Genomic DNA, 13,382 nt, shown 5'->3' on the forward strand with positions numbered 1-13,382 from the left:
CCGCAACAAAAGGTAAACAACATGCAGATCTCCCGTTCGGTTCTGTCCGGCACCAAGATTGCCGCCGTGCTCGCAGCCGGCGCCCTGGCCCTGACCGCCTGTGGTGGTTCCTCCACCCCTGCCGCGTCCTCGGAGTCGGGTCTCAAGCTCGTCAATGCCGGCAAGCTCACGGTGTGCTCGGACGTTCCCTACGAGCCCTTCGAATTCCAGAAGGACGGCAAGATCGTCGGCTTCGATATGGACATCGCCGCCGAGATCGCCAAGGACGTCAAAGCAGAACTCAACGTAGTGGACAGCTCCTTCGAAGCAATCGAGACCGGCACCGCGCTGACCGGTTGCGATGTCTCCATTTCCTCGATCTCCATCACGGACGTCCGCAAGAGCGTCATGGACTTCTCCACCCCGTACTTGGACGACGACCTGACCCTCGTGGCCACCTCGTCCTCCGGTATCTCCAACATCGACGGCGCCAAGGGCAAGAAGGTGGGCGTCCAGCAGGCCACCACTGGCGCCCAGTACGCCAAGGACAAGGGAATCGACGCCCAGCAGTTCGAAGACTCCGGCCTCCTGGTCCAGGCCCTCAAGGCCGGCACCATCGATGCCGCAGTGGGCAACCAGTCCGTACTTGGCTACGCCATCAAGGACGATTCCAACCTCAAGCGCGTGGAAGACTACGCCACGGGCGAGAAGCTGGGCATCTCCATCAAGAAGGGCAACACCGCCATGGCGGATGCCGTGAACGCCACGCTGAAGCGCATCACCGATGACGGCTCCCTGAAGAAGTTCGAGACCACCTGGTTCGGCGAAGCCACCAAGTAGTCCGAGCCCCGGCTCCCAAGATCACGTAGGCGGGCCCCGAAACGATCCGTTGTTTCGGGGCCCCACCTGCGCAACATGAATGTGAGAAACCCATGGCAATGACTGCACGTCAACGAGCCAAAGTCAGTTTGTACGTCCAGGCCGGAATATTCGTCGTGGCCGTGGCCGCAGTGATCCTTGCTGTGGACTGGAAGACGATTGGCACCAGCGTCTTCAACTTCTCAAAAATTGGGCCGATGTTCCCGGACATCTTCCTAGTGGGCCTCAAGAACACCCTCATCTACACGGCGCTGGCCTTCGTTGTGGGTTTGTCAGGTGGCCTTCTGCTCGCCCTGATGAAGCTCTCCTCGTTCCCGCTGTACCGCTGGCTCGCCACCGGATACATCGAGTTCTTCCGGGGCGTTCCCGCGCTTCTCGTCTTCATCGCTTTCGGCTACGGCGTACCGCTGGCGTTCGGTGTCCAGTGGGACGTCAACATCGTGGTCATGGTTTCGCTGGGCATGGTGGCCTCGGCCTACATCGCCGAAACCTTGCGCGCCGGCCTGCAGGCTGTGCCCAAGGGCCAGATGGAAGCAGCCCGTTCGCTGGGCATGCCGCACTGGCGGGCCATGATCTCAATCGTCATCCCGCAGGCATTCAAGATTGTCCTGCCGCCGCTGACCAACGAGATCATCCTGCTCACCAAGGACTCCTCGCTGATCTACGTCCTGGGCCTCACCGCATCCCAGTACGAGCTCACCAAATTTGGCCGCGACGGCATCTCCAGCCTCGGTGCAGGCCTCACGCCGCTGCTCGTAGCCGGTGCCTTCTACCTGGTCATCACCATCCCGTTGAGCCTCCTGGCACGGAAGTTCGAAAGCCGCTCCGCGCGGACTAAGCGATAGGCAGGACAGTCATGAATAACTCCACTGGGAGCACGGCCACCGTTCAAGCCGCCGGCGTAAACATCAAGGATCTGCGCAAGTCCTACGGCAGTAACGAGGTCCTCAAAGGCATCTCACTGACTGTTGAACCGGGTCAGGTTGTTTGCCTGATCGGGCCTTCGGGCTCGGGTAAATCCACTCTCCTCCGCTGCGTCAATCTGCTTGAGCAGCCTAACGGCGGCACCATCAACGTGGGCGAGTTCGAGGCGACCGACCCGGACGTGGACCTCAACCGGATGCGCCGGAACGTTGGAATGGTGTTCCAGCACTTCAACCTGTTCCCGCACCTGAGCGTCCTGGACAACTGCACCATCTCGCAATCAAAGGTCCTCAAGCGCTCCAAGTCCGAGGCCGCAGAGGTGGCGCGCCACAACCTGGAGCGCGTGGGCCTGGGTCACTTGGCCGATCGTTTCCCGGACCAGCTGTCAGGCGGCCAGCAGCAGCGCGTGGCCATCGCACGCGCACTGTCCATGGACCCGCAGCTCATGCTTTTCGATGAGCCCACGTCCGCTCTCGACCCCGAAACCGTGGGCGACGTCCTGGCTGTCATGCGCAAGCTGGCCCAAGAAGGCATGACCATGTTGGTGGTGACGCACGAGATGGGCTTCGCCCGCGAAGTTGCTGACCGCGTGGTCTTCATGGACGCCGGTGTTGTGGTGGAGGAAGGGCCCGCGGAAAACGTGATCAGCGCCCCCACCCAGCCGCGCACCAAGGAGTTCCTGCGCCGTGTCCTCGACCCCACGCACATTGACGTGGTGGAGGACTAACCCCTTCAGTTTGGCACTGACGCCACGCATCTTCGCTAGCGCCACCGAAACGGGAGGGCGAAACCCATATTTGGGTGTCGCCCTCCCGTTTCTGTGTCACCTACGAATTTGGGTGGCTCACAGAAGCACGACGGCGGCGGGGAACCCCTTCACGCCCGGCGCACCACTCCTTCACCCTCGGCGCACCCTTTCGCGCCCTTCGCACTAGTGGTTACGGGTGCGATCCGCGGCAACAGTAGCGACCAACCCACGGGTGCCCTCGCTGGAGTTAGCCTGCTGTCAGGACTTGGTCCACAGCGGCCGAGATGGCTTCCTTGATCCGCGCGTGGAGTGCACGGAGGCCTGCCCGGTCCACGCGCACTTCAACAATGGTGCGGCCCTTCACCGGCGACTTGAGGGCCACGGCGAGTTCCGCCGTCGTGGTTACGGCTTGGTGTCCGACGCCGTAAGCCGCCGCGAGTGCCGAAATGTCCACTGCGTGCGGGGTAGCGAATAGGCGCTCGACGGCGGTGCCATAGGCTCCCGAGTCCTCCACGGCACCGTGTTCGAGAAGGCTGAAAATGGCGCCGCCGGAGTCGTTGAGCACCACGATCCGGAGGTCCGGCACGGGTTCTCCGTGGCCGAGGAGCAGGCCCCCGGCATCGTGAAGGAAAGTGATGTCGCCCAGCAGGACCGTGGTTTCGCGTCCGCTGCCCAGGGCGATTCCGGTGGCTGTGGCGATGGTTCCGTCGATCCCGGCGAGGCCGCGGTTGGCGTGAACCGTAGCGATGGGTTCGGGGTGAGGTTTGCCCGCGAGGTCAACGTCGCGGATGCCGTTGGAAGAACCGAGCACCAACTGTCCGCGGGAGTGCTCCCAGACGGCAGCGCCAACCGACGGACCGGTTGCGAGGTTCTCCCCCACGAGCACCCCATCGAGGCCATGCTGAGCGGCAGCGCCGGCGAGCAGCCAGGAATCGAGCCATTCGGCAGAGCCACGGCCGGCGAAATCGGCGAGCTCGGGCAAGGTTTCGATGGGTGTTTCGCGGCGCCGACCTGCCTCATACCAAGCAACGGGGACGGGTTGGTAAATCACGGATTCAACAGACTCACGCGCCAGCAGGGCAGCCACCGGGCGGGATAGGGTCGCCCGTCCGAACAGGACGACGCGTTCGATTGGCATGGGTGAATCAGGACCATAGTGGGCCAGCAGGACCCGGTAAGGTCCAACCGCGTTCGGCCCGAAGCGTGCGTTGGATGAGGGTTCAGCCAGCAAGGGTAATCCGTGAGCGCGGGCAAAAGCTTCGGCTACGGGCCCGGCGTCGTGGCCGGCGAGGACCACGGTGCGTCGCTCTGCCAGTTCGCTTGATGCTGCGGCGAGGTCCAGCGCCTGGGGGCCGGCGTCGTAATGGAACACGCCGCGACCCGCGGCGGCGGGAAGGGAGTCGCCGTCCGACGGAACCAAGGGATCGCGGAAGGCAAGGTTCACTTGGACAGGCCCCGGAGGGGTATCTTCGAGGGCGCCCGTGGCTGCGTAAAGCGCAGTAGCAACCGCCTTTTGCGGATGGTCACCGGCCGGGACGTCGACGGCGAATCTCACGTGGTCGCCGAAAAGATCCAGTTGGATGGTGGTCTGGTTTGCACCGGTGCCGTGGAGCTCTTCAGGACGGTCAGCGGAAATCACCACCACGGGGACGGCGGAATGATTGGCTTCCATGACCGAGGGCAGGAGGTTGCCTACCGCTGTTCCGGAAGTGGTCACCACTGCCACGGGAGCTTGAGTGGAGAGGGCAAGGCCCAGGGCAGTGAATCCAGCGTCCCGTTCATCGATGCGGACGTGGATCCGAACCCTGCCAGCAGCTTCAGCTTCCGCGAGCGCGTAGGCCATGGGCGCGGAACGCGAACCGGGCGCCACCACCACGTGCCGCACACCGCCGTCGAGCAGTGCCGTAACGGCGATTCGGGCGGCGCCAATGGATGTCAGAGAGTCCTGGGAAGTCACCGTTCCAGTCTATTGGCGCAACCGGACCCAAACGCTCGCTCACATCACTAGCCCTTCCGGCCAACCGTCTCTCACCTCCCGAGCCCTTCCGGCCAAGCATCTCTCACCTCCCGAGCCCTTCCGGCCAAGCATCTCTCACCTCCCGAGCCCTTCCGGCCAAGCATCTCTCACTCAGGTTCCGTTAGGTTTCCTTGATTTCCAGAACTACCTCGTTATGGCGGAGGAACCAAGGCTTGAAGGGAGGGTCGAAGCGCGCGAACCTGGGCGAACCGATCGGTGTCAAACCAGCCAGCTGAAGGGCCTCCGCCAGCGCTACTGTATGGCGTTGAAAGGCCGCGGCCGATCCGTTGCCCGTGAACCGTGCTACAGCCGATAGTGCCCCTGGTACCTCACGGATCTTGACCCTGGGGTCATCGGGCACAGGGGCAGTCTCCGCTGTCACTCCGGCTGGTAAGACGAAGGCAACAACGTAGTCTTCATCCCCACCACCCGGGATGGGGCCGCTCTGCAGAACCGGTGCCGTCATAACCAGTTCCCCTGACGTTCCGCTCTCCTGAATGACCGGCGCGGTCATGGACAGCTTCTGCCTGGTGGTGTTGCTGCCGCTGATGTAGTTGAAAAGAAAACGGAAAGCCTCGTTTCCTGCGCGATCAAAGGCGGCGTGGACGTGCACCTCCGCGAGTACATGCGCGGGATAACGACGCAGCTCGAAGTGTGGATATTGCTGGACCAGATCGTACGGCTGCTGTTCAGTCATGATCCAAACGACCCTACGCCGCCGCGCCACAAGCCGCCAGAGAGCTGTGGGTGAGAGAGCGACCGGCCCAAGCACGCGGGAGGTGAGAGAGGGACCGGCCCAAGCACGCGGAACGTGAGAGAGCGACCGGCCCAAGCACGCGGAACGTGAGAGAGCGTGGATACGAAAAATGCTCCCCCACCCGGGAAGCCCGGGCGGGGGAGCATTCGTCAGTATTGAATCAGGCAGGTGCTACTTGCGGAAGACCTGCACTACGGAGGGGCGGGGTGCCCGCACTGCACCGGCGGCGGGTGTGGCTCCGGCCGGAACGTAGTCCGGGAAGAAGGAGTTCTGGGCTGCAAACGTGCCGTCCTCACCAGGGTGCTGGACGGCAACGAAAACGGTACGTTCTTCGTCATGGATGATGGGACCACAGGTTTCGGCGTCGCGCGGTACAGCGAGGAACTGCTCCACCTTGCCACGCTCAGGTCCTTCGAGGGTTACCTTGAAGAGGCCGTCCGCGTAGCCGATGGTGGACGGCGCGCCGTCGGTGGAGATCCAGAGGTTGCCTACGGAGTCGAAAGCCACGTTGTCCGGGCAGGAGATGGGCGAGACTTTGTCGGCCGGGAATCCTGAGAAGTAGGTGGACGTGTTCTTGGCGGGGTCTCCGGCAACCAGAAGGAGGTTCCAGTTGAACTTGGTGCCGGTTTGCTCGCGGCCTTCGGTGATCTCCACGACGTGGCCGTCACGGTTGAGATTGCGCGGGTTAACCTCGGTGGCGCTTTCCTTGCCCGGCTTGCCGCGGTCCGTGTTGTTGGTGCAGGCGACGTAAACCTTGCCTGTACGCGGGTTGGGCTCCACGTCCTCGCAACGGTCCATCTTGGTGGGGCCAACCTTGTCAGCGGCGAGGCGGGTGTAGACGAGAACTTCCGGCACGGTCATGCCCGGCACTGCCGAGGTTCCGTTGACCACCAGCGGAAGCCATTCACCGGTGCCATCAAACGCACCGTCTGCGGGAAGCTTGCCCGTACCGTCGATGTCCGCGGGAGAGTCACCCGTGAAGCGAGCTACGTAGAGGTCGCCCTCGGACAGCAGGTTCATGTTGTTCTTGCGGGCTTCCTTTGAGTCACCAGCCTGGTACTTGCCCTTGGAAACGAACTTGTAGAGGTAGTCAAAGCGCTCGTCGTCGCCCATGTAAGCCACTACGCGGCCGGAAGGAGCAACAATGACGTTGGCGCCCTCGTGCTTGAAACGTCCCATGGCGGAGTGCTTCTTGGGTGTGGAGGTGGGGTCGAATGGGTCCACTTCCACAATCCAGCCAAAGCGGTTGGTCTCGTTGGCGTAGCCGGAGTTGCGGGTATCGAAGCGCGGCTCGTCGAGCTCCCACTGGCGCGTGGTGGCTTTGGCGGAAATTCCGTAGCGCTTGTCGCCGTCGCTGGTGCCTGGGGCAGCGAAGTAGCCGTTGAAGTTCTCTTCGCCGGAGAGGATGGTTCCCCACGGGGTGGTTCCGCCTGCGCAGTTACCCAGGGTGCCCTTGATCCAACGACCGGCGGGGTCGTCAATGGTCTTGACCAGGTTGGTGCCGGCTGCGGGTCCGGTCAACTCATAGACAGTGTCCGTGAGGAAGCGTCGGTTCAACGGTGCGCCCTGAACGTAGCTCCACGGCTTGTTCTTGTTCTTGCGTTCGAGTTCCACCACGGCCAAACCATGCCCTGCACGACCGATTGCCCTTGCTTCGGCGGGGTCGAAGCCTTCCGGGAGCATGATGTTCTCGTTGGTGTACTCGTGGTTGCTGAACAGCACGGCACGGCGATCTTTGGAACCGGGAATCGGCAGGATGTCCGTGTAGTCGTTGTTATAGCCGAACTGGCGTGCCTGCGCTGCAGCGGTCTGCGCGTTGAGGTCAAAGGCAGGTGAGTCGGCGAAGAGGGGGTCGCCCCAGCGGATGACCGGCTTCCAGTCGAACCCTTCGGGCACGGTGAAGGCATCCACCGCTGCGTCTACGGGCTTGATGGCAGTGAACTTGAGCTTGGACTTATCGAAGCCCTTCTTTGCGGCATCGGAGAGTCCGTTGCCCGGGTCAGCCACGGCAGTGTCGCCACCGGTCACAGCGCCACCGAGGACGATCGCGAGTGCTCCTGCGGCGCCAAGCCCAAGGGCGGCACGGCGGGACATGGCCGTTGAAGCGATGTCGCGGAAGTAACCGTTGGCGCTGGTGTTGCAGACATCGCCCGAGCAGGCGTTGTCGCATTTCAGTGCGCACGTCACTGGACTGCGCTTGCCCTTGGTGTGGCCAAGCATGGGGAGCAGCGCAAACATGCGTCCGGTGGTTTCAGACATGGGGGTAGACCTTCCAGAGGGTGTACGAGGTTCCCGCTGAGCCTTTCAGCGGAATCCAAAGCTGAAGGGTCGCCCTGGTTAAGACGCGGTGAACAAACCGTGCTGGTTTCGCGCCAACACTGAGTGCACGCGGCGGAGCCGGTCCAGCCACCAGTCCCGACGCTCCCCCGGTGCCGCATACTGCTCAAGCAGTCCGGCATCGGCAACGGCATCGCGCAACTGGATGGCGCCGTCGTCGGCCACCAGCGGGTCCAGAGTGATATCCGAAGCGAACAGCGAAACGGTGCCAAGGCCGCAAGCATAAGGAAGGGACGGCAGCGCGGCAGCGAGCGCAAGGCCGGCACGGATGCCAACGGAGGTGTCCAAGGCAGAACTTACGACGGCGGGCAGCCCGGCCTGCTCCACAATGTCCAGTGCACGCGCAACTCCCCCGAGTGGGGCGACCTTGACGACGATCAGGTCAGCCGCTCCGGCCCGGGCCACACGCAGGGGATCCTCTTCCTTCCGGACGCTCTCGTCCGCGGCGATGAGGACAGGCGTACCTGCAGCGGTCAGCCGACGCCGGACCTCAGCGAGGCCCTCGATGGTGGGAACGGGTTGTTCGGCATACTCAAGGCCAACGTCGGAGAGTTTGCTCAGCGCTTCCACGGCCTGGTCCACGTCCCATCCCCCGTTGGCATCCACCCGGATGGCAGCGTCAGGTAGGGCCTCGCGTACTGCCTTCACCCTGGCGACGTCGTCCGCCAGTTCCTGTCCCCGCTCTGCGACTTTGATCTTGACGGCATCAACCCGCCCGAAGCGCGCCAGTACATCGGGCACGCGCTCTGCAGCGACGGCGGGAACCGTTGCGTTGACCGGGATCCTGTCCCGCAATGGTGAGGGGAAACCCAGCCAGCCCGCTTCCAGTGCTGCAGCCAGCCAGCGGGAGGATTCGTCGTCGTCGTATTCGGGGAAGGGACAGAACTCACCCCAGCCGAGCGGTCCACGCAAGAGGAGTGTCTCGCGCTCCATGATGCCGCGGAATTTCACGCGCATGGGCAGCGAGACTACGTGGGCGGAATCGAGGAGTTCTTCGGGGGAGGGAAGTGCAGGCATATTGCCACTGTACCGGCGGCCTCCCACCCACCAGGCAGGCTTTTTCGGCTATGTGGAAAAGCTACTGGTCCCAGTACTTTTGCACCCGCCCCACTGCATCAGATAGCTGTTGTGCGGACAGGACGAGCAAGCTTTCCGGTATTCCCAAGGCATCCCATTTGGCCACCAACGCCGTATCCCCGTCAACCGGCAACGGCCACAACCAGTATCGGCCGGTGAACTGGACAAACTCGGAGTTGTTGCTTCCGCCGCCGCCTCCCAAGGTTGTCAGCACCGGGCCGGTGACGTCGTCGGGGTCTTCGAAGGCCGACGGCCCGTGGATGGCCGCCACAGCTTTGCGTCCGTCCGCCAAAGCAACACCTAATTCCAGCCCCGTCCTGGTGTCCAGGCTGGACCGCGGATGGTTGTAACTCTCCTCCACCGTTTCCCGCCATTCCTGGTCCGATTCGCTGCCCCGCCGCACGGACCAGACCAGGTCCAACAGGCAACCAGTGGAGTAAACCTCCACCAGTTTCAGCACCACGACCATCCGCTGGCTCTTGAAAACAAACCCGCCAACGTGCGCGATGCCAGGCATCTCGTCCGACGGCGGGCCGAACCACCCGGGCTGGGCAGGCTGCGGTTCACGTGGACGCGACGGTTGTTGAGGGAGGTCATCGAAAAAGCTCATGCTCCATCCATACACCGCCACGTGGCGTCTGGGGAGGGGCTCTTTGCAAGCGAGAGGCCGCAATCGCGATATTCTCAGAACCACGACTCAATGCGGGGGAATAATGACTCAATCAATGCCCGGTTCGACGACGCCTCCCGGCTGGTACCCGGACCCTTCGGACCCACGTTTCGTCCGGTGGTGGGACGGACGCGCGTGGACAGCGCAACAGGCGCCGGCTCAGTTCCAGGCGCAGGGCCAGTTCCAGGCACCCGTCCAGCTGCCACGTCCTGAGCTCAGCCCGGACACACCCGTGTACAACCCGTTCATCTGGGCAATAACCTTGTTGCCGCTGCTCTCCGTCCTGCTCCTGCTCACCTGGCAGCCGGAGTTCAGGATGATCACCACGCGGCAGGGCGTTACCACCATGGACCCTTTCTCCATGTACACCCCCGGCTATTTCGTGTTGATGGGCGCAAGTTTCCTGTCCTACGGCCTTTCAGTGTTTTTCGCTTTCCTGGACCGTCAACGCCTGCTCAAGTCCGGCGTCGTCCGTCCCTTCCACTGGGCTTGGACGTTCCTCAGCGCGCTGGTGTACGTGATCGGCCGCTCTGTGATCGTCAACAAAGTGGCGCCTAAGCGGGGGCTGTGGCCGGTGTGGGCCAGCATCGCCGTGATTGTCATCAGCCTGGTGATTACGGGCATTTGGATGTCCAACTTCATGCAGTCCATGTACAACCAGCTGGCTTACTCAGTCGCGACGTGACCGCTCCCGGCTGGTATGCAGATGCTCGGGACCCCCACAGCCTCCGATGGTGGAATGGTACCGAGTGGGTAGACCACGTCGTGCCTCCGGTGGTCCAGCCTCCAGAGATTCAGCGCCCGATGCTTCCCAAAGACCAGAGCGTGGTGAATCCGTATATCTGGCTTATTGCCGTGCTGCCTTTCCTGCCGGGTCTGCTGATGCTCACGTGGCATATCGAGGTTCGCACCTACACCAGGAACGGCGCCCTCACTCTGGACCCCGCGACGATCTTCAGCACTGGCTACTTCTTGATCTGGTGCGGTTTGGTCTCCACCTACTGCTCCACGGTGATGCTGGCGCTGTTTGATACCCGACGCCTGGTGAGATCGGGCGTTGTCCGACCTTTCCATTGGGCCTGGTCGTTTCTTGGCGGTGTGCCCTACGTGATCGGGCGAGCCGTGGTGATTCATAAGGTGGCACCACGAAGAGGGCTGTGGCCGATTGCGGCCATCGTTGCCGGGTGGGGTCTCTACTACGTCGCGGGGACCATCAAGGTCTTGGACTTCATGGGGACTGCGGCGGGTGAATTGGGTTACCCGGCCTGACCCCAGCGAATCCTCACACGCGTTAGGTAGACTGCTGACAATAATGGACGGAAGGACTTTCAATGAACCGCAAGGCCACCGCGCTGGACGTCGCCAAGAAGGCTGGTGTGTCCAGGAGCGCGGTCTCGCTGGTTCTCAACGGTCGTGGCGACGGGAACGTGGCCAAGGAAAGTCAGGACCGGATCCGGCAGGCAGCAGAGGAGCTCAACTACTCCCCCAACGCGATCGCCCTGAGCCTCCGGAACCAGCGGTCGCGCGTGATCGGCATCCTGTCCGACGAAGTTGTGGTCAGCCCCTTTGACGGCAACATCATTGGTGGCGCCGACGACGTTGCCCGCAGCCGCGGATTCGTCACCGTGGTCATGGACACCGAACGCGATACCGCCAGGGATGCGAGCGCCATTGAAACCCTCTTGGACCGCCAGGTTGATGGCCTCATGTACGTGACCGTGGGTCTGAAGCCCATCGAGGTTCCGCACGGGATGCTGCGCGTCCCCTCGGTCCTGGCCAATTGCTACGATGAGCACCCCCAGCCCCAGTTGCACCACGTGATTCCGGACGAGGTCACCGGCGGCAGGGAGGCCACTGAGCACCTGTTGGAGCTTGGCCACCGGGACATTGCGTTGCTTGCCGGGTCAGAGGATTCGTCCGCGGCGCCGCTGCGCGTTCAGGGCTACAGGGACGCACACGCCGCGGCCAGGATACCGGTCCAGGAGGACCGGATCTTCATGGCCGGCTGGGACATCGACGCCGGCTTCCGCGGCGCCATGAAAGTGCTCGACGGCGTATCCCCCGCCGATCGGCCCACAGCCATTATGTGCGCAAACGATCGCCTGGCGGTGGGCGTAGCCCTCGCCGCAGCGCGCCTGGGACTGAGAGTTCCCGAGGACCTGTCCATCATGGGCTACGACGACGAAACCCGGATCGCCGACACCATGGTTCCCTCCCTCACCACCATGGCCTTGCCCCTACGGGAAATCGGCCGCGCCGCAATGACCACGCTGCTGGACGCGATCGAGGGCACGGACGGCTCAGGAACTTCTGGATCCAGCGTTGAGACCATGGTCCCCTGCCGTCTCGTCACCCGGGAATCGACCGGCCCGGCGCCCACGCGCTGAGCATCAGCCCGCGAACAGAGCCATTAACGTCGCAAACCCGCTATTCCGTCGCTGCCCAGCAACGGAATAGCGGGTTCCCGACGTTCGTGGCCAGCAAGCACGCCAAGCGGGCCCCGCAACACACGCACGACGCCGGCCTGCCGCCTACGCTGGGATCGTCAACTCCCACGCGTCGGCAGTCGCGCCGTTGGGCAAAGTGAGCTGCCATTCCTCCCCCGGAGCCGGGTAGGCCCGGAGGGTGGTGGCGACTGAACCTGAACGGTATACCTCTACCAGGGAGGCATCGATGAAGATCCGCAACTCTTCGCCGGGAGCCAGAGAGCCTGAGTAGACCACCTGAGCGTCGGCCCCCGAACCAAGAACCAACTCCACGGAACCGGACCCGGACCCCGAACCCGACCCCGAACCAACAGCAGCAGCACCCCGGACCAGCACTTCGGCGAACCCAGGAAGCTCAACGGAACCCGCAGTACCCGTAGCCACAGAAGCACCCCGGTACGCCCCGACCTCGGGCACAGGAGAAACGGCGAGTGCCCCGTCAACCACGGACACAACGCGGGGATAAGTCAACACACCGGACCACCCGGCGTCGTCGATTTCTTCTTGAGTGCGCCCCCGGCGACCATCACGCCCGGGCCCCTCGTTGGCCCAACCCCACAGCAGCGCAGCAGGCTCAGCAACGGCAACATCAGCCGAAGCCGAAGCAGCAGCAAGCTCAGCAGCCGAACCATACGAGAGCTGCACCATCTGCGGCGCGTAGAAGTCGCGGCCAAGATCGGACTTCCCACCGGAGGAAGGAGTAAACACCGGCAACCCGGACACGGGGTCTGCGGACAGGGAACCGATCAGATGCCCTACCCCGTTGGCGTGCTCGTGGTCGTCGCCTGTGAGCCACAGTGAGAACATCATGACCCACCTGGACCCGCCGGAAGAAGACGGGACCTGCACCAGCTGGGGGCATTCCCAGATCTCGGCCGGCGTATGGGCAGCGGCCACGGGGTCGTCGCTGGTGAACCAGATCCCCTGGTATTTCCAGTCGTCAAGGGACTCCACGGTGTAGAGCAGCAAGGCCGCGCGGCCGTCGGAGAGTCCGGCGCCCTGCATGGCGTATCGGGCGCCGTTGAAGTGGAAGATGAAGGGGTCCCGCACGGCGGTGACCAGCGGATCTTGGGGCATGGAGGCCGCAACGTGCCCGTCCTGCTTCCAGTCCACGAGGTCAGAGGCACCCCGGGCTATCACCACCTGCGAGTGCCCGCCGTGGTCCTGGATACCCGAATAACAAGCGGTTGGCACGCCGTCGTCGGAGGTCACTACGCCGGTCCAGCAGCCGGCGGAGTCCGGTCCGCCTGCCTGGGGCGAAAGCGCTACCGGGTGCTCTTCCCACTGCACTAAGTCCGGGGAGCTGACATGCCCCCAGTTAATGTGCGAGTGCCGCGCGGACGACGGGTTGTACTGGAAGAACACGTGGTAGCGGCCGTTGATGTAGCTGATGCCGTTGGGATCGTTGATCCAGCCCTGCGCGGGCCGCGGGTGGAAGCGCGGGAATGCGGGATCCGGGTGCGTCGCCGCCGCGGAAAGGGAGGAAGAGAGTGCAAGGTCCGTCAACG

12 protein-coding genes and 1 pseudogene are annotated in these 13,382 nt (G+C 63.5%); 7 read left to right on the plus strand and 6 right to left on the minus strand.

All coding sequences use genetic code 11. From position 1 onward, the window contains the following. The first annotated feature begins 21 nt into the window (after nucleotides 1-21). The 3 genes from CQ020_RS01320 to CQ020_RS01330 all read left to right on the plus strand — a co-directional run bounded on the left by CQ020_RS01320 (nucleotide 22) and on the right by CQ020_RS01330 (nucleotide 2,509). Nucleotides 22-819 carry an ABC transporter substrate-binding protein gene (locus CQ020_RS01320; RefSeq protein WP_105690198.1) on the plus strand — a complete coding sequence of 266 codons (798 nt, stop codon included), beginning with the start codon at nucleotides 22-24 and terminating at the stop codon, nucleotides 817-819. A gap of 92 nt (nucleotides 820-911) precedes the next feature. Further along, nucleotides 912-1,703: an amino acid ABC transporter permease gene (locus CQ020_RS01325; protein ID WP_024817743.1), complete on the plus strand. Its 792-nt coding sequence runs from the start codon at nucleotides 912-914 to the stop codon at nucleotides 1,701-1,703. 11 nt (nucleotides 1,704-1,714) lie between these two features. Further along, nucleotides 1,715-2,509 carry an amino acid ABC transporter ATP-binding protein gene (locus CQ020_RS01330; protein ID WP_105690199.1) on the plus strand — a complete coding sequence of 265 codons (795 nt, stop codon included), beginning with the start codon at nucleotides 1,715-1,717 and terminating at the stop codon, nucleotides 2,507-2,509. A 268-nt stretch (nucleotides 2,510-2,777) separates the two neighbouring features. On the opposite strand, the gene menD is transcribed toward CQ020_RS01330, so the two are convergent. The 5 genes from menD to CQ020_RS01355 form a co-directional block, all read right to left on the minus strand. Beyond that, on the minus strand, nucleotides 2,778-4,487 hold the full coding sequence (menD, locus tag CQ020_RS01335) for a 2-succinyl-5-enolpyruvyl-6-hydroxy-3-cyclohexene-1-carboxylic-acid synthase (protein ID WP_105690200.1): 1,710 nt from the start codon (nucleotides 4,485-4,487) through the stop codon (nucleotides 2,778-2,780). A 181-nt stretch (nucleotides 4,488-4,668) separates the two neighbouring features. After that, the gene (locus CQ020_RS01340; RefSeq protein WP_105690201.1) at nucleotides 4,669-5,244 is read right to left on the minus strand and encodes a heme-binding protein; all 576 of its coding nucleotides are present in this window, start codon (nucleotides 5,242-5,244) and stop codon (nucleotides 4,669-4,671) included. A 231-nt stretch (nucleotides 5,245-5,475) separates the two neighbouring features. After that, nucleotides 5,476-7,563 (minus strand): PhoX family phosphatase, encoded by a 2,088-nt coding sequence (locus CQ020_RS01345; protein WP_105690202.1) that lies wholly within the window; start codon nucleotides 7,561-7,563, stop codon nucleotides 5,476-5,478. 78 nt (nucleotides 7,564-7,641) lie between these two features. Next, complete coding sequence (locus CQ020_RS01350; RefSeq protein WP_105690203.1) at nucleotides 7,642-8,658, minus strand: o-succinylbenzoate synthase; 1,017 nt, start codon at nucleotides 8,656-8,658, stop codon at nucleotides 7,642-7,644. 61 nt (nucleotides 8,659-8,719) lie between these two features. Then, on the minus strand, nucleotides 8,720-9,328 hold the full coding sequence (locus tag CQ020_RS01355) for a hypothetical protein (protein ID WP_258141655.1): 609 nt from the start codon (nucleotides 9,326-9,328) through the stop codon (nucleotides 8,720-8,722). A 103-nt stretch (nucleotides 9,329-9,431) separates the two neighbouring features. Here CQ020_RS01355 and CQ020_RS01360 point away from each other — a divergent pair, with 103 nt between their 5' ends. The 4 genes and pseudogenes from CQ020_RS01360 (at nucleotide 9,432) to CQ020_RS01370 (ending at nucleotide 11,775) form a co-directional block, all read left to right on the plus strand. Beyond that, complete coding sequence (locus tag CQ020_RS01360) at nucleotides 9,432-10,073, plus strand: DUF2510 domain-containing protein (RefSeq protein WP_105690205.1); 642 nt, start codon at nucleotides 9,432-9,434, stop codon at nucleotides 10,071-10,073. After that, nucleotides 10,070-10,165 (plus strand): annotated as a pseudogene (locus CQ020_RS24405) (DUF2510 domain-containing protein); the annotation flags it as partial. The gene CQ020_RS01360 and the pseudogene CQ020_RS24405, both read left to right, overlap by 4 nt. Nucleotides 10,166-10,192: 27 nt before the next feature. Then, complete coding sequence (locus tag CQ020_RS01365; RefSeq protein WP_258141686.1) at nucleotides 10,193-10,657, plus strand: DUF2510 domain-containing protein; 465 nt, start codon at nucleotides 10,193-10,195, stop codon at nucleotides 10,655-10,657. Between the two features lie 62 nt (nucleotides 10,658-10,719). Then, complete coding sequence (locus CQ020_RS01370; RefSeq protein ID WP_105690207.1) at nucleotides 10,720-11,775, plus strand: LacI family DNA-binding transcriptional regulator; 1,056 nt, start codon at nucleotides 10,720-10,722, stop codon at nucleotides 11,773-11,775. A gap of 144 nt (nucleotides 11,776-11,919) precedes the next feature. Here the strand turns inward: CQ020_RS01370 and CQ020_RS01375 are convergent, their stop codons facing one another. Beyond that, nucleotides 11,920-13,380: a glycoside hydrolase family 32 protein gene (locus tag CQ020_RS01375; protein ID WP_105690208.1), complete on the minus strand. Its 1,461-nt coding sequence runs from the start codon at nucleotides 13,378-13,380 to the stop codon at nucleotides 11,920-11,922. Nucleotides 13,381-13,382: the final 2 nt, after the last annotated feature.

It is taken from the genome of Arthrobacter sp. MYb23, from assembly GCF_002979775.1.
GTDB lineage: Bacteria > Actinomycetota > Actinomycetes > Actinomycetales > Micrococcaceae > Arthrobacter.